The 23178-nt window shown below is 41.9% G+C and carries 18 protein-coding genes, 2 tRNA genes and 2 pseudogenes; 11 read left to right on the top strand and 11 right to left on the bottom strand.

The window, feature by feature from the left end; all coding sequences use genetic code 11:
• Positions 1-59: 59 nt before the first annotated feature.
• The 9 genes from IQ230_RS02855 to IQ230_RS02815 all read right to left on the bottom strand — a co-directional run bounded on the left by IQ230_RS02855 (position 60) and on the right by IQ230_RS02815 (position 12949).
• Positions 60-1046: a TolB-like translocation protein gene (locus IQ230_RS02855; protein WP_193930562.1), complete on the bottom strand. Its 987-nt coding sequence runs from the start codon at positions 1044-1046 to the stop codon at positions 60-62.
• Between the two features lie 11 nt (positions 1047-1057).
• Entirely contained in the window at positions 1058-3850 is a 2793-nt protein-coding gene (locus tag IQ230_RS02850; protein WP_193930560.1) for a N,N-dimethylformamidase beta subunit family domain-containing protein, read from the bottom strand.
• Between the two features lie 93 nt (positions 3851-3943).
• On the bottom strand, positions 3944-4453 hold the full coding sequence (locus IQ230_RS02845; RefSeq protein ID WP_193930558.1) for an acyltransferase: 510 nt from the start codon (positions 4451-4453) through the stop codon (positions 3944-3946).
• 48 nt (positions 4454-4501) lie between these two features.
• Positions 4502-5785: an ABC transporter ATP-binding protein gene (locus IQ230_RS02840; RefSeq protein ID WP_193930556.1), complete on the bottom strand. Its 1284-nt coding sequence runs from the start codon at positions 5783-5785 to the stop codon at positions 4502-4504.
• 15 nt (positions 5786-5800) lie between these two features.
• Positions 5801-6628: an ABC transporter permease gene (locus IQ230_RS02835; RefSeq protein WP_193930554.1), complete on the bottom strand. Its 828-nt coding sequence runs from the start codon at positions 6626-6628 to the stop codon at positions 5801-5803.
• 1723 nt (positions 6629-8351) lie between these two features.
• Positions 8352-9061 (bottom strand): IS1 family transposase gene (locus tag IQ230_RS02830; protein WP_422615185.1). Its coding sequence is split into 2 segments (ribosomal slippage): positions 8352-8768 and positions 8771-9061, totalling 708 coding nucleotides; the frame shifts between segments, so codons are not numbered across the junction.
• Positions 9062-9111: 50 nt separating this feature from the next.
• On the bottom strand, positions 9112-10191 hold the full coding sequence (locus IQ230_RS02825; protein ID WP_193930552.1) for an ABC transporter ATP-binding protein: 1080 nt from the start codon (positions 10189-10191) through the stop codon (positions 9112-9114).
• A 20-nt stretch (positions 10192-10211) separates the two neighbouring features.
• Positions 10212-11807 (bottom strand): ABC transporter permease, encoded by a 1596-nt coding sequence (locus IQ230_RS02820; RefSeq protein WP_193930550.1) that lies wholly within the window; start codon positions 11805-11807, stop codon positions 10212-10214.
• 350 nt (positions 11808-12157) lie between these two features.
• Positions 12158-12949, bottom strand: coding sequence for a TrmH family RNA methyltransferase (locus IQ230_RS02815; RefSeq protein ID WP_193930548.1), 792 nt, complete (start codon positions 12947-12949; stop codon positions 12158-12160).
• A 194-nt stretch (positions 12950-13143) separates the two neighbouring features.
• On the opposite strand from IQ230_RS02815, the gene IQ230_RS02810 reads away from it, so the two are divergent.
• From IQ230_RS02810 to IQ230_RS02775, 7 genes and pseudogenes are all read left to right on the top strand, one after another.
• The gene (locus IQ230_RS02810; protein ID WP_228054527.1) at positions 13144-13536 is read left to right on the top strand and encodes a type ISP restriction/modification enzyme; all 393 of its coding nucleotides are present in this window, start codon (positions 13144-13146) and stop codon (positions 13534-13536) included.
• Between the two features lie 47 nt (positions 13537-13583).
• Positions 13584-14148: pseudogene (locus IQ230_RS02805) on the top strand (Uma2 family endonuclease).
• Between the two features lie 123 nt (positions 14149-14271).
• Positions 14272-14436: pseudogene (locus IQ230_RS27840) on the top strand (hypothetical protein); the annotation flags it as partial.
• A 93-nt stretch (positions 14437-14529) separates the two neighbouring features.
• Positions 14530-14850 (top strand): DUF2281 domain-containing protein, encoded by a 321-nt coding sequence (locus IQ230_RS02795; RefSeq protein ID WP_193930546.1) that lies wholly within the window; start codon positions 14530-14532, stop codon positions 14848-14850.
• 56 nt (positions 14851-14906) lie between these two features.
• Entirely contained in the window at positions 14907-15146 is a 240-nt protein-coding gene (locus IQ230_RS02790) for a transposase family protein (protein ID WP_193930544.1), read from the top strand.
• Positions 15147-15162: 16 nt separating this feature from the next.
• On the top strand, positions 15163-15633 hold the full coding sequence (locus IQ230_RS02785) for a hypothetical protein (protein ID WP_193930542.1): 471 nt from the start codon (positions 15163-15165) through the stop codon (positions 15631-15633).
• A gap of 406 nt (positions 15634-16039) precedes the next feature.
• Positions 16040-16375, top strand: coding sequence for a hypothetical protein (locus tag IQ230_RS02775; RefSeq protein WP_193930540.1), 336 nt, complete (start codon positions 16040-16042; stop codon positions 16373-16375).
• A 62-nt stretch (positions 16376-16437) separates the two neighbouring features.
• On the opposite strand, the gene IQ230_RS02770 is transcribed toward IQ230_RS02775, so the two are convergent.
• A tRNA-Leu gene (locus tag IQ230_RS02770) sits at positions 16438-16519 on the bottom strand.
• A 291-nt stretch (positions 16520-16810) separates the two neighbouring features.
• On the opposite strand from IQ230_RS02770, the gene murA reads away from it, so the two are divergent.
• From murA to IQ230_RS02750, 4 genes are all read left to right on the top strand, one after another.
• The gene (gene murA, locus IQ230_RS02765; RefSeq protein WP_193930539.1) at positions 16811-18202 is read left to right on the top strand and encodes a UDP-N-acetylglucosamine 1-carboxyvinyltransferase; all 1392 of its coding nucleotides are present in this window, start codon (positions 16811-16813) and stop codon (positions 18200-18202) included.
• Positions 18203-18573: 371 nt separating this feature from the next.
• Positions 18574-19446 (top strand): M48 family metallopeptidase, encoded by an 873-nt coding sequence (locus IQ230_RS02760; protein ID WP_099702134.1) that lies wholly within the window; start codon positions 18574-18576, stop codon positions 19444-19446.
• A tRNA-Leu gene (locus tag IQ230_RS02755) sits at positions 19425-19508 on the top strand. Before IQ230_RS02760 ends, IQ230_RS02755 begins: the two co-directional genes overlap by 22 nt.
• Before the next feature lie 714 nt (positions 19509-20222).
• The gene (locus tag IQ230_RS02750) at positions 20223-20891 is read left to right on the top strand and encodes a M23 family metallopeptidase (RefSeq protein WP_193930538.1); all 669 of its coding nucleotides are present in this window, start codon (positions 20223-20225) and stop codon (positions 20889-20891) included.
• Positions 20892-21068: 177 nt separating this feature from the next.
• Here the strand turns inward: IQ230_RS02750 and ftsH are convergent, their stop codons facing one another.
• On the bottom strand, positions 21069-22928 hold the full coding sequence (gene ftsH / locus IQ230_RS02745) for an ATP-dependent zinc metalloprotease FtsH (protein WP_322742267.1): 1860 nt from the start codon (positions 22926-22928) through the stop codon (positions 21069-21071).
• Positions 22929-23178 lie beyond the last annotated feature (250 nt).

The raw sequence follows: 23178 nt of genomic DNA, 5'->3' as shown, positions 1-23178 counted from the left end.
TTATTAAGAGTTAATTGATAGCGAAATAACAATGGTTGCGAGAAATTCACTCACAGTTTCTACACTTTTTTAAAAGCAATCTTGTCAACTGCAAATTTCCTAAGTAACTTCATCTCTCCAGTTTTCAGATCGACTATAAACAGAGAGTTAGTTCCTTCAGAAGTGAGATTGGCAAGCGCAAACAGTTGACCGGATGGAGAGAAAGCTAGACTCGCTAAGTCACTTTTCAATAGTCTGTCATTGAAGCTCAATTGCACTAGCTTAATAATCTTGCCTCTCCCAGTGATTGGAGATTTGTTTTGCAGATCTAACTGCACTAGAATTGGGACACCTTCAGAGTCCATGGTAGTAGCATAAATTCTGCCATCTGCAGATTGAGCGAGATTGCTGAACCGATGATTTGATGGTATGTCTGGTAGACCGAAAGAAGCACCAGAGTCTACTTGACCCGATCTGAAATTAATAACTGCCAGTTCAAAAGGCGGTTGACCTTGGTTTAAGCTAACAACACTGAGGAGCTGGTCGTTTTGGATTGCCAACAAACTTTCAACTGTGTTTTTCTTTTTAATTTTTTTAGCTTTCAAGCCTTTTGGCGCAGATCTCTTACCATCTTCATTGAAAAGTATGAAGCGACTAAAATCACCCTTTCTAGTAGCTGCTGAGACGGCAACAATAAATGTTCCATTTGATAACGCAGTGAAACCAGTTACCCGTTCAGAAGGCTTTTTAATCACAAAAGCTTTATTTATTGTCTCAGTAGTTTCCTGTTGATTTTGAACAAACTGTTCAGCAATTTCAGTAGTTAATACTTCCTGATTTTGTACTAAATTTACAGCTTGTAAGATGATTCCTGGAGTTTTATTAGCTGTTGAGGCATCAGCTAGATCTTCTGTGATTCTGCTACTAGCTGGAGTAAGGCGCACACCATAAATAGTTAGTGGTGGCTGTTGCGCAAAGGTTTTGGTTGCAATGTTGGAGAGCACAGTTGTTGCAGCACTAGCTAGCGCTAATTTACCAAATCGTCTCCGTTTTAGTCTTAAATTCATATGTGTAATCTTTAAGGAACAATTACGTTGTTATCTGGAAATTGAGGCTTGGCTCCCATGTCTGCCAAGATATTGACAGTTATTTGCTTGACGCGAACATCTTCTCGCGCTGGGCTGACTCCATCGCTGTCTAGCCCCCATGCCCATTGAATAGTTCCAGAGGCAAAGACTTTAGCTCCACTACTAGCCGTGTAGCGAACTGAGTGAGCTTTAGTGAAATCTTGATTAGAAGGAAGGGCACGTTCTCCAGGCGGTTCATCAAAGTCTGGTAATAAGTTAGCAGGCTGAACTGTTGATTGAGACAAGGTGACAAGACCAGGAGGAGTAGAACCATTATTAACAATGAAATCCCATTCATATCCCACTAACAAACTCAGTTGATCTCCATTTTGCAAACCTGTGTTTGCATAGTAAGGATCGCTGCTGTTGGTGACGACATAATTGAATCCACCGTAGATATTAGGTGTATCGCTACCATACATAACCCCTAACAAGGCGTTTTCTGGTCGCTTGTTCTGAACGCTGCGGAATTTATTAGTAGCTGCTGATGACCCCTGTTGCTGAGCGACTGGATCTAATGACCAGTCTTGTTTGTAGCACGCCATTACTCGGTTGGGCTTCACTTGACCAGCAGCAGGAGTGGAATTTTCAAACCTGACTCGCCAATAACAAGTATTAGCAGAGAAAAATCCTAGATTGATTTTGGCATTGCGAGCGGTTTCAACAGTATCGCGCATTTCTTTAGACCAGTACTCATCGTGACCCACAGACAGAAATACTTTGTGATTAAGCAATTTTTGTCCATTGGCATGGACTTGCATATTGTCGGTGTAGGTGACATTATAAGCTTGAGATTCCAGCCAACGGATCATGTTGTATTCCCATCGCAATGGCGTGTCAGCCTCGTAAGACTCTTGAAAGCTTGCTTGGGAAAAGGGTCGATCGTAGGAAACTTTGAAAGCCCGTTGACCGCCAACGCTATTAAAGCTGTATAAGCTGTAACCTCCTGTAGTGTTATAAGCCAGAACAGTAGACACTGCACTCTGGAACAGAATATCAGCAGTGCTGCTATCATCGCGAACGACAAACCACACGTGTGCCACTTTGCTTGTTGCCTGGTCAGTTAGCTTGGCTACATACAGACCGCTAGTCCAGTTATTGGCTACTTGTAGAACGTAGGAAGTTGCCCAGTTACACTCAACCAAGCGGGTATTGGGATCTAGAGTACAGGCAGGTTGGGTTTTGCCGTTAAGCAAACCACTGCTTGCCATTAGCCTGCCTCCTGTGCCGCCATAATAGCCCAACCGATACACATCGATGGTAAATTGTCCAGCTTTTCCAAGAGAAACCTTGATATCTAGCGATCCTCCCTTATTCACACTAGTTGCTGAGGCATAGCCAGCAATCTCGCCACTGGCTCGGTTGACAAGCTTCCAGTTAGTTGTGCCAGGATTTAGGTTTTCTAAATAAATGGGGTTAGGATTTGCTGGATTAGCTCTAGCACTAAAGATGACACTGCCTATGTTAGAGGCTGTCGCATTTACAGTGTTTGTTGCACCAGATGCTGTCCCTAGAGTCAGTGTTGTGCTTGTCTGACCGTTGGTGTTAGTTACAGCAGTAGTGGGTGAAACTCTACCATCTCCACCAACAATTGCAAAGTTGACTGTAACGCCTGATAGGGGATTGCCAGCACCGTCTTTGACTTGAACAATCAATGGGTTAGACAAAGTAGTTCCCACTGTACCACTTTGATTGTCGCCACTCGTTTTAGTGATAGTGGGAAAGTTGCCAGCAGTGAAGACTACATCACGAAAATAGTTGCTGTTCCGCCAAGAATTAGTTGGAAAAGAACCTGAATTACCGAAAACTCCATTGTTGCCGTCCGCAACTGAGCTGAGGTCTCCATTGATCACTGAGCCTGTCAATCCATTATTAGTAGCAACGTAGTGGCTATTGATGTTGACACTCACTACGTAGGTTGTATTAGCTTGAATATTCAGTGGTGTACTGAGAGCCTGCTGTTGCCAACCCGAGGCTGTCTCATTTGAGAAAGCAACACTTGCTAACAGAGAACCTTTTGATGACCAGATTTTACCAACATGAACGCCAGTATCACTAGATGCTTTCCAATAACGAATCGCAGTAATGTAACCTGCCTTGGTACTGCGGAATTTCATTCCCAGTTCGTAAGGAACGCCATCAGTCTCATTTAAAATTTGCGGTACCTGAGTTGTAAAAACAGTCTGCCCATTAGAGGTTGAAGAAGGAGGGGGAGAAGAATTATTACCAGCAACGAAGACTATGTCGCGGTAATAGTTGCTGTTTTGCCAGGAACTAGTTGGGAAAGAGCCTGGATTAGTGTTGTAAACTCCATTGTTGCCGTCAGCAACAGAGTTGAGATCTCCATTGACAACTGAACTTGCGAATCCATTCTGTGTTATGGGGTAATAGAGATTGACATTGACACTTACTACGTAGGTTGCATTAGCTTGAATATTTAGTGGTGCACTGAGAGCCTGCTGTTGCCAACCTGAGGCTGTTTCATTCGCGAAAGTTACACTTGCTAACAAAGAACCTGTTGACGACCAGATTTTGCCAACGTGAGTGCCAGTCTCGCTGGATGATTTCCAATAACGAATTGCAGTAATCTGACCTGCCTTGGTAGTTTGAAACTTCATCCCTAGTTCGTAGGGAATGCCGTCAGTCTTACCTGAGGCTTGCGGTGTTTGATTTGTAAATAATGTCTGCCCAGTTGTTTGAGCTTGAGCTATCAGAAATTTGTTAGTATCAATTTGTCTATCCATTCTGTTGAATATACTTGTTTTGCAACAACTCGTATAACTTAATGTGTATAAATTAGATCCAAATTATTTCCTTACTTAACTAACGCACTATCTCTATGACTTCAATAAACTGAGATCTCTGCGTTCGCGTGCGTTATGAACATTACCTATGATCCGAGCAGGAACTCCTACTACAGTTGTATAATCAGGAACGTTGTACGTGACTACAGCCCCAGCTCCAACTATGGCATTTTCGCCAATTGTGACTCCTGGTAGGATGGTAGCGTTGCTACCAATAGAGGCACGGCGCTTCACTCGAGTTTCTATGACAGACCAATCTACCTCTGTTTGCAGGCTGCTATCTTCATTAGTAGCGCGAGGATAAAGGTCATTGGTAAACATAACTCCATGACCAACAAACACTTCGTCTTCTATAACCACGCCTTCGCAAATAAAGGTATGGGATGACACTTTACACCGAGATCCAATTACAACATTTTTTTGAATCTCTACAAAGGTGCCAATTTTAGTTTCGTCTTCAATTGTGCAACCATAGAGGTTAACCAAATTGGGATGAAAAATCTTAACGTTACTGCCTAGTTTCACGTCATCTTTAATTGGCATTTTTTACTACCTTGTTACTGGTATGAATACTGTGGTCTCTAAGCATCTCTATATATTTTCGTAAGATGTTGTTTTCCAAACAGCATCTTCTAGATATGTGCATTCATTAGATTGCCATTCATATTCTTCTCGTTTGGTACCATGCATAGTCACTTCAAACGGGCAAATATTAGTCAGGTTTTCCAACAGGGTATTACTGGAACGCTCAGACAACCATGTAGTTAAGGTGTATGAACCCATATAAAGCCTTAGCTTTGGTATCTCGCAACGCAGGATGAAAGTTCCTGCTTCTTTACGGAAAGGAGCTTGAGAATCGAAAAACCAGAAAATACAAATAGGTTGTTGTAGTTCATCTACTACTTGAAAAGAGAAACATAAGCTTTGATGTGGATTAGTGACGTTTAGAGCAAACTCAAAAGTAATAGATTTGCCCCAGCAATGGACTCCTTGTTCCTCAGAAGTATGTGCCCGTACCCAAGCTACATAGTTGCCTGTTTTGTTGGAAGGCGCTTGATAATAAGCTGGTTGTTCGTCAGCAGATTTTTGCCCAGCAATGTACAACTGCATAGCTTTATCTGTGCAACCATCAAATTGAACGCCACCTTTGGAAAGGAGTACACAACGCTTAGTTAACTGAGCGATCGCTTGCATGCTGTGACTAACAAACAAGACTGTTCGTCCTTCTTTCGTTGCCACATCACCCATTTTTCCCAAACATTTCTTTTGAAATGTCGAATCGCCTACTGCTAGTACTTCATCTACAATTAAAATTTCTGGTTCTAAGTGGGCTGCAACTGAAAAAGCAAGGCGCACATACATTCCAGAAGAGTAGCGCTTTACAGGGGTGTCTAAAAACTTCTCTACTTCAGCAAAGGCAACAATTTCATCAAATTTTTGCTTAATTTCAGTTCTACTCATTCCTAAAATAGAACCGTTGAGGTAAATGTTTTCTCTTCCAGTTAGTTCTGGGTGAAATCCTGTCCCTACCTCTAATAAACTTGCTACTCGCCCTCTAACAGCTATGCTTCCTGTAGTAGGTTCGGTGATACGGCTCAGAAGTTTTAATAGCGTTGACTTTCCTGCGCCATTATGTCCAATAATCCCAACTGCTTCACCTTGTTTAATCTCAAAAGAAACTTCCTTCAAAGCCCAAAACTCTTCTCGAGTTTGATGAGTTTCCTTTTTGGTAAGAGGTGTTAAAACACCGACTAGGGATGTTGTAGTATTGGTCATTGCCTCACGCAATGTTTTGTAACGAACATTGCCTTCTTTCTGATGTGCAAGAACGTACTTCTTACTTAGATTCTCAACCTGAATTATTGAATTTGACATTTACCTAACTCCTCTCTAAATCACGTCAGCAAAGGTACGTTCCACTTTGCGGAAGTATAAAATACCACTCCACAGCAGCACTGCCACTAAAGCTAAAGACAGGGCAAATCCAGGTACATATATCTGCGATTCACTACCCAAGATTGCCCAACGGAAACCGTCAATTACCCCTACCATTGGGTTGAGTGAATATAGTAAGCGCCACTGTTCGGGAACAATCTTACTGCTAAAACCTACTGGCGAAATATACAAACCAAACTGAACAATAAACGGTACCACGTAGCGAAAATCTCGATACTCTACAGTTAATGCTGCTAGCCACAATCCTGCACCCATTGATGCTGCAAAAGCAATCGCAATAAACAATGGCAAAGTTAAAATTCGCCAATCAGGAACAAAGTTGTACCATGCCATCAATCCCAACAAAATTATGCCAGAAATCATAAAATCAACGAAGCTGACAATTACAGCACTAGTTGGTATAATCAAACGCGGAAAGTACACTTTGGAAAGTAAGTTAGCGTTACTAATTAAGCTATTACTACATTCTGTAAGCGCACCAGAGAAAAACTGCCAAGGTAACATAGCAGCATAAACGAGAATTGGGTACGGCGTACTACCTTCACTAGGAAGCTTTGCCAGTTGACCAAACACAATGCTAAATACAATCATTGTTAAGAACGGGCGGAGCAATGCCCATGCCATGCCAATAATCGTTTGCTTGTAACGCACCAAAATATCACGCCAAGCAAGAAAGTAAAATAGCTCTCTATATTTCCACAGATCTTTCCAATACTGGCTTTCAGTACGACCTGCCTTGATAATTAACTCTCTTGTATGCATATATTTTTTTCTAAAATGTAATCTTTATTTTTGCTAAACTATTTATTTTTTTATGGAACTCATTATATTGAATAAATATTAAAAATAAACTTTTAACTAAGATTTTTAAATAAGAAATTTTATAAAAATGAAGTTATTAAAAAGCAGAAAAAGTGAAAAAATATATATAAGTCAATAATATTATAACTATATTAAAATTCAGTAGATGTACAGATAGGAAGAATTAATCAAGTTGATATCTTCTTGACTTAAGTAAATACACAGTAGCCAAAAACTCTAAAAATCTATAGCTAAATTGCCTAAGAAGTAAAACGTTTCAAATATAATATATAGCTTAGAGATAGTGTTTTTTATTAATTGTGTTATTTATATCTTCTTAACTGCATCTATCTTATGCTCAAGTCTTTTAAACGTCCGAAGCCTAATCGTAGCTTTACTCAAAATTTGCATTTAGACCTATAGTTACAAAATTGATATAAAGTCATACACAAACGCATTAGGTCAATGCTTAAATTTAGCATTAATACAACTACGAAGCTCTCAAGTTGGTTGTGTTACCGAAAATTATAGGCTGAAACAACTCACTGAGAGAAAATCAACCATGGCACATTAATAAGTGCTCAATCTTTGTTTAAATGCCAGCACTTTTAACCGGAAATAGTCCTCTTATGTGTTCGTTACTAATTGTAATATTTGATACTATGCTGCTATTTCCAAGAAATAATGTGCAAATAAGGATTATCAGTCTATTTAATAATAATTTGATAGATGGGTGATGCGCTACGCACTAGAGCTGAAAAACGTGCTTATCTTGACCTAAAATTAGCGAATAATTCTTGGTGCGTTGTTGCCAAAACCTGTATTGAGCCTGAGGTTCAGTAGAAATACTTATATATGCTAATTCTGTTCGAGAATTGTGACTATCAACTACAAATGTTTTAAATATCTCCAAAGTTAGATAATTTCATCCAAATTACTTTTCAGTTAGTCAAGAGCTAATTGTTGTAGTTGAGCAAACACAGTAGTAGGAATTAAGTTTGTTGATGGTCAGCATTATGCGGCAGATATGAGTGGTACTGTCAAGATAAGATTCTCAGCTTGAGAGTAACTTATGCAATAGTAGGTTGATGATGATAAGTAGTAAATACAAGCTAAGTAACGTAATGTGCAACTAAGTTAACTCAAAGGAAAAACCCACTGTATGCTGCTAAAAAGTACAACTGTGTCCATCTTCAGTAAGAATAATCTTTTCTACTGAAGAGCAAATCAATTACTGTTTTCTGCTGTGTTGATAACTTATTAAAGGAGATGAATCGAGAACATCCAATGCGACCAAATAAAGTTTGCCCTCGATCTAATAGATAGTGAGATAACTGCGATGAAAATTGTGGTAGAGTACCAATGTACTGATACTGGTCAAGTAATTTGGTAGTACTTCCGGCGTCACTAGTGATTAGCACTATTTTTCTAGTCCAAGAGTCGTTTCACATTTGTCTGACAAGCAGCTATTCTATGGCAATATAGAGAGAATTTTTCCAGCAACAGCCGGCGGGGCAATTAGGGGTATTTACTGACGAAGCGCATCTAGTAAATGATATTCCGATTTCTCTATGTTACCTTAGCTGTGTACCACGATGTCAGAGTTTTAAAGGCGAAGCAGCTTAGAAGAGTACGGTGAGACATCCGCGTGAAAAAATCAGATGCAAGTTAGTTTTAGGTAGTGCTACATAAGTAATGATGCATTGTAGTAATGGATGAAATACCAGATGGCACCAATGTGATTCTCCAACGATTTTGAGAAGGACAAGGTTTTTCGCACCAGCCTCAACACGCGTTGTCTCAAGGTGTTGTTGAATCGCTCAATGTAGCTGCAAAAGCCTGTTTCCTTTCCGACCGCTCGATGCCGCTGGCTCGGTAGAACTAGCACATACGCCGCCCAAAAGTCTGTATAGGCAATTGCACATTGGCGATAGACCGCAGGCAAGGATGCCCACAATTTTCGGGCTGCAGTTTCATCACGTGCGCCGATGTAAACGCCAACAATCTCACGAGTGTCTGCATCAAGAGCTAACCAGACCCATTGCTTGTTCCCTTTGTTGTCCACAAATGACCATAACTCGTCACACTGAATCGTTAAGCTCCCCTTTTTTTGGGTGTTACCTGCACACTTCGGGGCACAAGAGCATATTTCTCATTGACGTAGGTTTGTAACCATTGTTCAGAAACTTGGGCGGCACGGGCAATTCCAGCTAGAGAAATCCGTTCTAGAAGCAATCGGTCAACCAGTTCTCGTGTGGCAGAGTCAATCACTTTTTTGGTCGGTTGTTCAACGAACTGTCGTCCGCAGTTCTGGCATTTGAACCGTTGTTTCCCGTTGTGGATGCGACCGTTCTTGACCGTCTGGGAAGATGCACAAATAGGGCAAGCTGGCATGGGAGGAGAACAGCAAGAAACTCTACTTCTCCATCATTACATCTTGAGCACTACCCACAAGAATTCATCACTAAATTGTCCGAAATGTCTTTATGGGGAAAAAATCGAATTGCTTGCTCTGCAACCGCTAACTCAACTCGCGTTCCTACAGGTAAAACAATTTCTGCAGATGTGCGTGCGTGCAATCTTTTACCAGATGAAGTTTGCAAACAATAGCGGTATTCGCGCCCTAGAAATCTCCGAGTGTGAATAATGACAGGAGCATTATCAGCACGCTGTAAGATCAAATCTTCTTCGCGAATCATCAAGTCTCCTACTTCCTTGTCTGCTGACTCTTTTTTTACTTTAAAACAACCAATTTCTGTTTCCCACAATTGCCCAATACGTTTAGCTGGAAGGAAGTTTGCCCGCGTGACAAACTCTGCAACAAAGCGTGTTTGTGGATGAGTATAAACGTCTTCTGGTGAGCCTAACTGCTCTATTTTTCCTTGACGCATGACAGCAACTTGATCTGCGATCGCTAGGGCTTCTTCTTGGTCGTGAGTGACAAAAACGCCCGAAATTCCTGTTGCTTTTAAAATTTCCCGCAACTCCTCGCGCAAGCGTAAACGTACTTGTACATCAAGATTACTCAACGGTTCATCTAATAAAATCAGAGCTGGTTCTGGTGCTAAGGCTCTTGCTAAAGCAACCCGCTGCTGTTGTCCACCAGATAATTCATGCGGATAGCGTTTTTCTAATCCTGCTAACCCAACAAGTTCTGTCAGTTTATCGACGCGATCGCTGCATTTTTTACTATACCGCAAGCCAAACCCAATATTCTCAGCGACTGTTAAGTGTGGAAACAGCGCGTAGTCCTGAAATACCATTCCCACTGAACGCTGTTCTGGAGGTATCCAATGCCCGCCTGCGACAGTTTTTCCAGCTATTTCGATTCTTCCCGATTGCGGACGCTCAAACCCAGCAATTAACCGTAATAAAGTTGTTTTGCCACAACCTGAGGGACCTAATAAACCGAGTAAATCTCCTTGAAGAAGACTGAAACTGACATTCGCAACAGCTGGTTTTGGTGTTTGGTGGAACTGTTTAGTTATGCCATCTATACGAAGAATTACTTGCTCCTGCTCCATGAAACTCAATTAACCTCCTGCTATTGCTCTTGAGAAAGCATAAATAAAGTTGTTCCAAAGGAAACTAACAACATCGTCAATGCTGCTGCTGCTGCATCGCTAAAAGCAACATTTTCTGTTGCAGTCCAAATCTTGGTTGCAAGTGTTGAAAAGCCAATTGGCGCAAGTAATAATGTTGCTGGTAACTCCTTAATTGCAGTCAAAAATACCAACATCGACCCACTTAATATTCCTGGGCGGACGAGTGGTAAGGTAATTTCTCGCAAAGTCTGCCACGGAGTTCTACCTAAAACTTGAGCAGATTCTTCGAGTTGTGGGTTTACCTGAAGCAGCGAACTACGTACCGTGCCGACAGATTGCGGTAAAAATAAGACTAAATAGGCAAAAACCAAAATTGGTACAGTTTGATATATCCAAGGAAGATAGTTAGCACCTAGAAATACAAGTGATAACGCGACAACAATTCCTGGTAGTCCAAAGCCGATGTAGCTACAACGCTCAATTATAGCAGTTATACGGCTAGGAAAGCGCACTGCCAAAATTGCTACTGGTAAAGCACAAATTGTTGCAGCGATCGCAGCTAACCCAGATGCCCAAATTGAGTTAAGTGCGGGTTGCACCATATCTTGAGCTAAATTAACGGCATCTCCACCACCAACCGTTAAGCCTCGTATCAACCAAAACAAAGCTACACCAACTGGTAATACTAAACCAATCAGAGTGATAGCTGTGCAAAACAAAAGTGCTGGAAGCTTCCAATATCCCAGTTTTACTTGTGAAGCACGTCGGGAAGCACGACGACTGTAATACCGAGCACGCGATCGCGCCTTATTTTCTAACCACAAAATTCCTAACACTAAGACAACTAAAACTAAAGCTAGTGCAGCGGCTAAATTGCGGTTAAAACTCGACCTATATTGCAGAAAGATGACTCGTGTAAATGCATCAAACCGCATGAGTGAGGGTGTGCCAAAATCTCGTAAAGCGTACAACGCCACTAAAAGTGAACCTGCAACTATTGAAGGACGCAACTGTGGCAAGAGGACGCGAAAAAAGGTTGCTCTTTTACTATATCCCAAACTCCGTGCGGCTTCTTCCATAGCAGGATCAATTCCGTGTAATCCCGCACGTACACTCAATAAAATATACGGGTAAGTAAATAAAGTAATGGCTAAAATCGTGCCAAACCAACCATAAATGCTCGGTAGCTCTTGCACTCCCAATGGTTCTAGTAATAGTTGTAACAAGCTTCCGCGTGGTCCAAACGCTGCAATCAAGGCGAAGCTACCTACATAACTCGGTACTGCTAAAGGGAGAGTCGTCACAATTAACCAAAACCGTCGCCAAGGTAAATCCGTCCTGACTGTTAAAAAAGCAAGTGGAATGGCAATTAAGGCAGAAAATAACGTCACTCCTGCTGCCATTCCTGCGCTATTGATTAATACAGTGACAGTTCGGGGGCGCAAAAGTAAATCTGCTAGTTCTTCCCCACCTACACCCGCAGTCCGAATCACCAAATACGTTAAAGGAATCACAATTGCAACGGCAGTGATTGCACCTGTAATCAGTAAAAACAACGGTGGTTTATGAGCTGTGATACCTCTAGAAATTTGCATAGTTAGTCAAATCTGCCTTGAAATGTGGTCGTAGTGCCCGTTGTTCGCAACGATTACTCGTGCTATCAACGCCATAAACTCTAAATTACAGCTGCAAAGTTGTTGCACTATGTTAAAGTTAATTCTTATAATTGATTCCCCTCCACTTTTTGATTAGATAAGAAAATTTCTCACTTTATATTTTTAGAATCATAAGCCAATCTTTTAAGCACAGTAAGGACAGACAGCAAGTCTTCCCTATAACTTATTGAAAATGATTATGCTTATCTTGCCAAGTAAACTTTTTGGAAAAAAACAACTAAAGAAGTAGATATTGCGACTTATTCGCAAGCACGTGCCGCAATACAGCTTTATTGCGTTGTGGAAAATATTTTTTGACGTTGTGCTTCGTACAACATTAAAGCCGCTGCGATCGCCACATTCAAAGATTCAACTTCAGCACTTTGCGGAATTTTTACACAAAGATCGCTTTGGGCTATGGCTTGGGCGGATAACCCTGCACCTTCATTTCCTAGCAAAATGACACTAGGACGCAGCCAATCGACCTCCCAATAAGTTAACTGTGCATCTGCAAGAGTTGCCACAATTTGCATACCTGCCTGCTGACATTCTTGAATAGTTGTCCTTAAATTAGGAGTCACTGCGATTGGGAAGCGAAACCATTGTCCTGCTGTCGCTCTTAACACTTTGGGATGGTACATATCTACGCTGTCTGCACTCAGCCATAATCCACTAGCACCAGCAGCAGTAGCCGTGCGAATGATTGTACCCACATTGCCTGGATCTTGTATGTTTTCTAAAGCTAATGCTAAACCACCATACGGTATTTGTGTGTGATGCGAACTGCGGTGTGCTGTGGCGACAATACCATCAGGCTGTACTGTTGTAGCGATCGCTTTCAAAACCTCTACACTAACAACTTCTGTGCGATTTGCTTGCTGTGAAGCTTGTTGCCATAGCGACTGGTTGCTACTTTGCCACTCCGGAGTACAACACACTGTCTCTAAAGGGTATTTTACTCGACAAGCCTCTTGAATGAGGTGCGTTCCTTCTAATAAGAATAATCCTTGTTCTTGCCGTTCCTTAGCAGAACGCAGCTTACGTAGCTGCTTAACCAAAGGATTTTGCAGACTGATGAGCATACAATTTGTAGCAGTCAATTGCCAAATGAATTCAAAGTTATCAGCTACAGTGTGCTTTTTCAAGTTGAGTTTTTTGCTTGACGCTAATTTGTACTGCGCCTCCTAAATCCACGCCACTTGCTACAACGGGGGAAACTCCCCCACCGCAGTGGCTCCCCAACTTTGGGAGACCTCAATTTTAGGGCTTTCTAGAAATGGGGAGTTCGGGTTGTGCGATCGCATCCTTTCTGACAGATAACGGTATTACTCAATATGAAGATCGCGCTGGGAATCGAGTTGTTGATGCAGGATATCCCAAATACCAGCAGGGTGACGTAATCATTAATAAGAAAGGTGACAGATTTACCGGAGTACCTGAAAACGTCTGGAATTTCTATGTTGGCGGCTATCAAGTCTGTCAGAAATGGCTCAAAGATCGTAAAGGGCGCACCCTCAGCGATGAAGACATCCTGCATTACCAGCGAATTGTCGTTGCTCTGCAAGAGACAATAGAACTAATGGCAAAAATTGACGCAGCTATTCCTAGCTTTCCTATTCAATTAAGATTTCCGTTTGTCAATGAAAGCTGGTCAGATAAACATATTTAGTACGTTAAACAAGAAGTGCGATCGCTTTACAGCCAACTTGCTACATCATAATAACCTTGCACTCGCTCAAACTCAGTGATGAACAATTTTTCAAAATCGCTCAATCCAATCCTGAGTGGAACTTTGAGCAATCTTCAAATGGAGAGTTAATTATTTTGCCACCAACGGGAGGAACATCAGGACGCAGAAACCGTAGTCTTACTGGACAATTAAATAATTGGGTAGAGGCAAACTTGGAATTAGGAGAAGGATTTGATTCTAGTACTTTGTTTGTTTTACCTAACGGTGCAAAGCGATCGCCAGATGCTTCATGGGTAAGACACGATCACTGGGATTTTTTGAGCCAAGAGCAACAAGATGGCTATCCCCTCTATGTCCTGATTTTGTAGTAGAGTTGCGCTCTCATACCGATGACTTAAAGCAGCTGCGATTCAAAATACAAGAATACATAGACAATGGGCGCGACTAGGCTGGCTAATTGATCCTCAAAACAAGCAAGTTGAAATTGACAAACCAGAGCAACCTAAAGATATTGTGTACTCTCCTGCAACTTTGTCGGGAGAAGACGTGTTACCTGGATTTGTATTTCAATTAGAACGCATCTGGAATTAATTTGTGCTAAATAGGAGACTGCCCTACTAAACAAATCCTCGCTGCAAAAAGAGGTAGCATGGCAAGATTTGCACATTGACACATCCTTTATAAAGTCAACTCAAACCCGAAAAGCTAGAAGCAGCGATCGCACAAGTTTCAGAACCACTGCGACAAGAAGTTTTAGATTGTATCCAGTTTCTACAAACTAAACACCAGCAGGAAAAATCGGAGGCTGCGTTATTAAGCGAATCATCGTTACAGAAAGACTGGTTCAAAACGGAAGAAGCAGGATGGCAAGATTTATAAATTGACACATCCTTTATTTAGAAGAAGCGATTGCGCGGAGCGCAGCGCTATAAATGCGATCGCAAAAAATATAAAAATCTTACAGCAAAGAAGATGACTATCAAAGAACAACTGCTTCAAGAAATAGAATTTACTACAGATACTCTTTTGGCTGCAACTTTAGACTTGCTGCGCTTTATAAAAATAAAGCAATCTAGTATACAACCTACCCCAGAAGTAGTAAACTCTGCCAACTACATGCCAGTTAATTCTACAGGGCGATCGCTCCTAGATCATCTAAAAACTATTGGTACTTGGGAAGGAGATGATTTTGAAGAATGCCTAGAAATGGTATATGCAACTCGCGGCAAAGCTAAGTTTGACTACAAAGCTATTTCCCCCCTTCTTAAAGTAGGGCTAATTAGTTGCCATTAGAGGAATTATAGACTCAAAAGTGGAGTGTCTGTACGTCAGTTAAATGAGTCCCGACCTTGATTGAATCCCTCCAGTCCCTGGAAGACTTTCGTGCCCCTCGAGGACGGCGCTACCCGTTATGGTTAATTCTGCTGCTTGCCATGTTGGGGACGCTAAGTGGATGTTACGGGTATCAAGCCCTGGAAGATTTTTGCGTGCGGCATTATCAAGCGTTGTGTCAACACTTAGGCATCACGGTCAAACGTTTGCCTTCAGACTCGACATTTCGACGTATCTTCGAGCAGTTGGACTTTTAACGCTTGGCAGACCAGTTTGACGAATGGACAGAGAGTGAGTTTGGGGCAATGGCGGGGGAGTGGTTCGCCATTGACGGCAAAAGTAGCAAGGGCAGTGTTCAAGGCTACAATCAGGCGTACCAAAACTTTGTCAATGTGGTGTCAGTCTCTAGTCACCAACGAGGGATTGTTGTTGCCCTACGACAGTTTGAAAATCACAAGTACAGTGAGATTAAAGTGGTCGAAACCCTGTTGGAGTCACCGCGGAAGGCGGTCAACGCAAGGCAGTGTACCGTTGACTCAAGCTGAAGTCTGTTGTGTTCAGCATGGATGCGTTGCACACCCAAAACAAACGGTGCAGTTAATTGCGGCGCAGGGCAATGATTATCTCGTTGGGGTCAAAGGCAATCAACCTAACCTCTTGAAGCACTTCGTCCAGGTTGCTCAACAGCAATGTCCTTGCTCAGTAGACATCCAGACAGAACACACCCGTGACCGAGTTGGTTGAACGCACCGTCCAGGTGTTTGAAGCCTCCCTTGACCTGAGAGCACACTGGGCAAAAGCACAGAGTTTGATTGCGGTTGTTGCGGCGTGGTAGTTGGGCTGGGCAACCTTTTGAGCACACTAGCTACTACCTCAGCAGCTTGTCCATTCAGGCGGTGGAGTTCGGCTTAGGCATTCGGGAGCATCGCGATCTTGAAAATGGGCTGCATTGGGTCAAAGATGTGGTCTTAGCTGAAGACAGGGCACCCTTTGCCAGACATAATCCTGCCACCAACTTGTCTATTATCCGCACTATCGTCCTTAACCTTGTGCGACAGTGGGGCTATCGGTCGTTGTCCAAAGCTCAACGCTTTCTCTGGCATGATATCGACCAGCTTTTTCATCTCCTGACAACAAATTAGCCCTACGCTTGAAAGGGGAGCTAGAAGGCAAGTTACTTCACACAATTCCCTGCGATCGCATTAGTAGAATTAACCGCCGAGTCAGCCAGATGAAGCGTTTTCCTAATGGTATAGAGCCAGCTACGGTAAGAAATACTTTTAAAAAATTGAATACCTGCAAGGAAAGGAAACAAGTACAGAAGCTTTTGTGGGATTACACAGATGGAGAACAAGCAAAATTAGATGATGGCAATTTTGTTACTCACCTAGTGGGGGATACTAATAGGCTTAACTTGATTGCTAATGAAGGTATCAAACCAACTAGATTGCACGTTTCTTTAGCAGCATTTCTACTTAGAGCATAAAACCCATCTTAAAGTTATTCAAACCGCTTTCTCGGTTAATCCAGAAACGTTTAGAAGACGGATGCGGAACCCGGGACTTGAACCCGGAAGCCTTGCGGCACTAGAACCTGAATCTAGCGCGTCTGCCAATTCCGCCAGTTCCGCACAGTTTTTAATAAGCCAGCTTTTTATTATGTCTTAATTTCTGCTAAAAGTCAAGCGGATAATGATTTGTACCAGTAGAAAAGACAATTAACATGACATCAGTTGCCCTAGATGCAATCCTATTTGAAATTTACTTCCTTACCATACATGAAAGCATAAAACAATCGTGTAAATACTCTTTTCTTAAAAACACGATGAAATTAATATGCGATGACTCACAATGTTTAACTTTTGCAAATGTCAATGTAGAATCAAAACCAACTTTGAACTTGTAAAAGTACTTAATTATTTATGGAGGATAGACCTATTACTACCTCTCATGGTTTGAAAGACACACACACACAGTCTGATGCTGACGCTGCTGTTCTACAGATTTGGGGAAAGCATCCTCTTAAAGGTCATGTCAATATTAGTGGAGCAAAAAATTCTGCGCTGACAATCATAGCCGCAGCTCTGCTTTGTCCTCAAGATTGCCGCATTCGCAATGTTCCTAAACTAGTAGACGTTATGCGAATGGAGCAGATTTTAACGGCTTTGGGAGTCAAGATTGATCATCAGCAAGATGTTTTAGACATTAATGCCAGTACGATTAGTCACTCTAAAGCTCCTTACGAAATAGTTAGCCAGCTGCGAGCGAGTTTCTTCATCATTGGTCCATTACTGGCAAGATTGGGAGTAGCACGCATTCCTCTACCTGGTGGTTGTACTATTGGCGCTCGACCTGTTGACCTTCATGTTCGGGGTTTACAAGCAATGGGAGCTGATGTTCAAATTGAACATGGTATTGTCCATGCCTATGTGACTGGTAGTCAACGCAAGTTAAGAGGAGCAAAAATTTACTTAGATTATCCCAGCGTTGGTGCTACAGAAACGATTATGATGGCTGCTACTCTGGCAGAGGGAGAAACAACAATTGAAAATGCAGCACAAGAGCCAGAAGTTGTAGACTTAGCAAATTTCTGTCAAGCAATGGGCGCTCGCATCCGAGGAGCAGGAACAAATACAATTACAATCGCTGGAGTTCCCAGCTTGCATTCGACAGACTATACGATTAATCCAGACCGGATTGAGGCTGGAACTTTCCTAGTCGCAGGTGCAATTACACATTCTGAAATTAGTTTATCTCCAGTTGTTCCCGAACATCTGACTGCGGTTATTGCTAAACTCCAAGAAACTGGTGCTCAAATTATCACTGAATCATCCGACTGCTTGCGGATTCTTCCTGGAGACAGCATTAAAGCAACCGACATTGAAACCTTGCCTTATCCTGGGTTTCCTACTGATATGCAAGCACAGTTTATGGCTTTACTAACGCTGAGTGAAGGCAATAGCTTAATCACAGAAACGGTCTTTGAAAACCGCATGCGTCATGTAGCAGAACTTAATCGTATGGGTGCAGATATTCGCGTTAAAGGCAACCACGCACTCGTGCGAGGAGTTTCTATGTTATCCGGTGCACCAGTAGTAGCAACTGACCTCCGTGCTTCTGCAGCACTTGTTTTAGCAGGATTAGCAGCTGATGGTAAAACGAGCATTCAGTGCTTGCACCATCTAGACCGAGGATATGAACAAATAGAAACTAAACTGCTAGCGTTAGGCGCAAAACTAGAACGCATTCCCGCGATTGGAGATATCAGTGGTGTTTGTTTGACCAGCGATCCCGTTTTATCTGAAAAGGATTGACATTTTTGTAGCTGTAGAAGAACTAGCAAGTTTTTTCCACTTTTGGTGTCATCTATGTGGTTTTACGACTACTGACTTCAGGTTTTAACTATACTATGAGCGCTATATCTTAAATGAAAATACGCTGAGATCAGTAAAGATTTGACATTTAGTGTATACCGGAAGTCGGGTAGGTTTATCGACCAATACAAGAGGCTAGACTTGAACTGGCAATGTCTTTGTACTTGCCTATAGCTTTTCAAGTGCTTGTAGTAAATGATTGTCAAACCTTAGTGGAAAAGCTTTGTTCGTTATACTGAACACATAACATCGCATTAGGCTAGTCACACCTAGCAGCAATTCCTTTATTCTTTCTCAAGCTAAAACGACGCATGTTTTCTACAATTCAGCTAATTGGTTTAAAAGCCGACGAGTTTCGTCATCCATTAGATTTAGAAGCCACCAAAGCTCTCAAGCAGATTCCTGGCGTTGATATTTTAGTGCGTAATCTGCTAGGGCAAATGGCAGAACAGTTTTTTTATGTAGAAAATATTGCCTCAAGTATTCTGGTGGGAGAGCAACAACTACCTCAGTTTCACAAGCTGCTAGTAGAAGCTTGTCGAGTATTGGATCTTGAACCACCACAATTGTATGTCCGTCAACATCCAGTACCCAATGCTTACACGTTTGCTATGCGTGGAAAGCAGCCATTTATTGTCATACATACTTCTTTGTTAGAGTTGCTGACTCCAGAGGAAATTCAAGCAGTTATTGCTCATGAATTAGGTCATCTTAAATGCGATCATGGAGTGTATCTTACCTTAGTAAATTTGGTGGTCTTAGCAGCAGGGCAGTTACCAAATTTTGGTGGCTTTGTTGCTCAAGCACTGCAAGCACAACTTTTAGAGTGGGTAAGATGTGCAGAATTTACGTGCGATCGCGCGGCATTACTTGCAACTCAAGATCCCAAAATTGTGATGTCACTTTTGATGAAGTTGTCTGGCGGTTCGCCAACACTAGCACCGCAACTCAATTTAGATGCTTTTCTCGCTCAAGCACGTGCCTATGACGATATCAGTAATACTGAAATGGGAGAAGTCTTAAAATCAGCGCGGACATCTCAATTAACTCATCCATTACCAGTACTACGCGCAAGAGAAATAGATCGCTGGGCATCAAGTCGAGATTATCAAAACTTGTTAGAAAGTCACACTATGCACTATAATCATAAAGCTGCACCCAAGGGCGGGTGGCGAAACTGGTAGACGCACCACACTCAAAATGTGGCGACCTTGCGGTCATAGGAGTTCGATTCTCCTCCTGCCCACTTCAATACTAGATAAAAGCAGATAGATCCATACTGTTTTGCAAGAATACGACAGTGGAGACTGACGTAACGAGCTGATATTGGTAGAAGTAGCTCGTGATTCAATCACGACATCAATAGGAAGGCTGCACCTATCTTTCTCATTCGCGTTAATTTCAATCAAGATGTACGTCTTTTCAATTGTCAATTCAAAGCAAAACAAAATACTTAAACTAAACTTACTGAATTTTTAGCTTCAATCAGAATTTAGTAAATTCCTTAATTATAGACACAGAATTAGTCTATTTTACTACCGTATATTTCCGGCTTTAGTAGTAGCTTTTTAGTATAAATTTAGCAAAATTTATCAGTAGAATTGCGCTTGGATAACAAGTGGATCTGACGCTAATTTCTTTTAATGTCTGCTATAACAGGTTACTTAACAAAAGTTAATCATAGCCTCGTCTATAAAAAGACATCGTTAAAAAATGATAAAAAGTGTTGTCATCAGGGAAGGGAACTTTTGCTTTTTCAGGAAACTCAATAGTTCTTTGAAGGATTCACAGTTGTTTGTTGTTAAACAGGCGATCGCTCTTTGTACAGAGTAAAAATGATTATCAAATGATTATTCAAACTGATAAGGCTATTAGTATTGCCAAATCAAAAAGATAATACAGATGATGAATTGTCAAAGCTACTAACCGAAGACGGATATCTACATTAAGGAGTGAAAGTATGAAGCAAGCGTCTGCATCTAGTCGTCAACCCCTGAAAATTCGTGCTCGTTTTAAAAAAAGTCTTTTGCTTGCTGTATTAGGAATATTGAGTGCATCAAGCTTGATTTGGCAACAACACATGACTCAAGCTGTCGCTGCTGAACAAAACCAGGTTGCCACAAGTAGTACTTGGCAAAGCGCCTCATTCCCTGTAGAAAATTTTCAAGCTTATTCTTCTCCCTTTGGTTATCGTCGTTCTGCTACTGGTGGGTCAGGATGGGAGTTTCATAGAGGGCTAGACTTTGCAGCACCCCAAGGAAGCTATATTCGTAACTGGTGGTCAGGAAAAGTTATTAAAGTCTCGGATCGTACAGCTTGTGGAACTCATATTGTTGTTCGATCAGGTGATTGGGAACATACCTATTGTCATATGAAAGGTCATGTTGAAGCTCAAGGTGGTAATCGCTACTTCATTGACCGTGAGGGTGGAATTCAAATTTGGGAGGGTCAGTATATTAACAGTGGCGTACGAATTGGTCGAATAGGAATGACTGGACGAACTACAGGTCCTCATCTTCACTGGGGACTTAAGTACGCAAATAATTATGTAGATCCCGCACTTGTTCTGAGAGCTATGTATGCTCAGCAATCAGGGAGATCGCTACAATCTTCAGCCAAAATTCAATAATTTGTTACCTATTCTATGCTTTGAACAGAGCACGTAGGAAATTGTGTACTTGGTTCAAGTCAGAAAAGAACAACTAAAAGTCTTAATAAATTTCTTTTTATTTCACAACCTTGACAAAAAGCCGATGAGTTCTATGAAACTTATCGGCTTTCAACTTTCAGAGTATTCTAGTTGTCATCAACTAGCAACAAGTACATCTTGTTGAGATTGCTTGTACTCTGCTACGATTTTCCGAAATTCATCGCCGTCAATTGTTTCTTGTTCGATAAGTAAATCTACCAATCGATCCATAAGAACGCGGTTGTCTTGAAGAAGTTTCAACGCTTGTTGGTGGCAATGGGAAATAATCTGCCTAATTTGAGCATCTACACGTGCTGTAATTTCCTCAGAATATTCTGAGCGAGTCATTAAGTCGCGCCCTAGAAAGACCTCGCTGTTCTGATTCTCAAGTGCAAGCAAACCTAAGTCAGACATGCCAAAGCGAGTTACCATCTGCTTTGCTAAGTTGGTCAGTTGTTGCAAATCTTGACCTGCACCAGTTGTAACTTCTTCTTTCCCAAACACAATTTCTTCGGCTGCTCGTCCGCCAAGCGTTGCAGTAACTCTTGCTAAAAGCTGAGCGCGAGAAATTAACCCTTGGTCTTCATTAGGAGTAAACCATGTTAGTCCTCTGGCTTGTCCGCGTGGAATCAGTGTAACTTTCTGCACGGGATCGTGATCTTTTAAGAGCGTAGCCAGCAATGCATGACCTACTTCGTGGTAGGCAATTAAGCGTTTGCTCTTGCTATCGACTAGTGGTGTTCCTTCCATCCCCGCTACAACTCGGTCAATCGCATCATCAATCTCTAACAATGAGATTGCTTCTTTACGTCGTCTGGCTGTCAAAATTGCCGCCTCGTTGAGCAAGTTGGCTAAATCTGCGCCTGTAAATCCTGGTGTCCGTCTTGCTACTGCGTCTAATGACACATTCGCGTCCAGTTTCTTATTTCGTGCATGAACTTGGAGGATTTCTTGACGTCCTTTGAGGTCGGGAGCATCCACAATAACTTGACGGTCAAATCTTCCAGGACGCAGTAATGCAGAATCTAAAACATCAGGACGGTTCGTTGCGGCAATAATGATAATTCCTGTATTGCCTTCAAATCCGTCCATTTCTGTGAGAAGCTGATTGAGAGTTTGCTCGCGCTCGTCGTTTCCGCCACCAATTCCGGTTCCGCGTTGTCTTCCTACAGCATCAATCTCATCAATGAAGATCAAGCAAGGCGCGTTGTCTTTGGCTTTTTTGAATAAGTCACGGACGCGGGAAGCACCAACACCAACAAACATTTCGACAAATTCGCTACCAGAAATACTGAAAAATGGCACTCCAGCTTCTCCGGCGATCGCTTTAGCCAGAAGTGTTTTACCTGTTCCTGGCGGTCCGACTAACAGCACACCTTTGGGAATTCTGGCACCAATTGCTGTAAAGCGTTCAGGTTGTTTGAGGAAGGTGACGACTTCTTGTAGTTCTTCTTTTGCTTCTTCAATTCCAGCAACATCAACAAAGGTAATCCCAGTTTTTGATTCCATTTGAAATCGAGCGCGGGATTTACCAAAGTTCATTGCTTGATTGGATGCGTTGCTCGATCGCCGTAAAAACAATAACATCAAAGCCATCAATGGCAAAATCCATAGCAAGTTTGCCAAGATGCCAATGGCAACTCTACTATCAGCAGAAGACCTTACTTCAAAATCAACTTGGTTCGCCCGCAGTCTTTCAGTTAATTCTGGATTTTGGTCGAGTAGTGGGATCTCTTGCGGTGGAGCATCTGCTTGTTGTCCTTCAAGTTGAACTCTAGCAACTCGTTGAGTTGGATCAATTTCAACTCGTTCGACTTGACCTGCATCAATTCTTTCTAGTAATTCACCATATGTCAGAGCGTTAGGCTCTCTTCTTTGCGCTAGTGCTGGGCTTGCCACGAGCGTAGACTGTAACATAATCCAGCCTGCGGCGATCGCACCAGTAAAAGCTAAACCGCTTGCCGGTCTTTGGCGCATCAATGCTTTTTTTTGCGAACCTCTCATATTGATTGCCCTTTGTCTACTGCTTTAACCCAAGCACTTGCATTTGAGCGTTCTGCCTGAGCGTGAATAAAAATTTAAAATGTATCTTGTCAAGATCTAGTTTAGCTTTCCTATAACTACCTCTAGTATCACTAATAGCTCAATTTCTTGTGCTGGCATAACTTGAGATTTGACACAACCGTAATAAGTTCCCTATAATTAAACCATACTCATAACGACTTCG

It is taken from the genome of Gloeocapsopsis crepidinum LEGE 06123 (assembly GCF_015207655.1).
Classification (GTDB): domain Bacteria; phylum Cyanobacteriota; class Cyanobacteriia; order Cyanobacteriales; family Chroococcidiopsidaceae; genus Gloeocapsopsis; species Gloeocapsopsis crepidinum.
The sequence above is the reverse complement of the archived record's forward strand: the minus strand, read 5'-3'. Positions and strand labels throughout refer to the sequence as shown.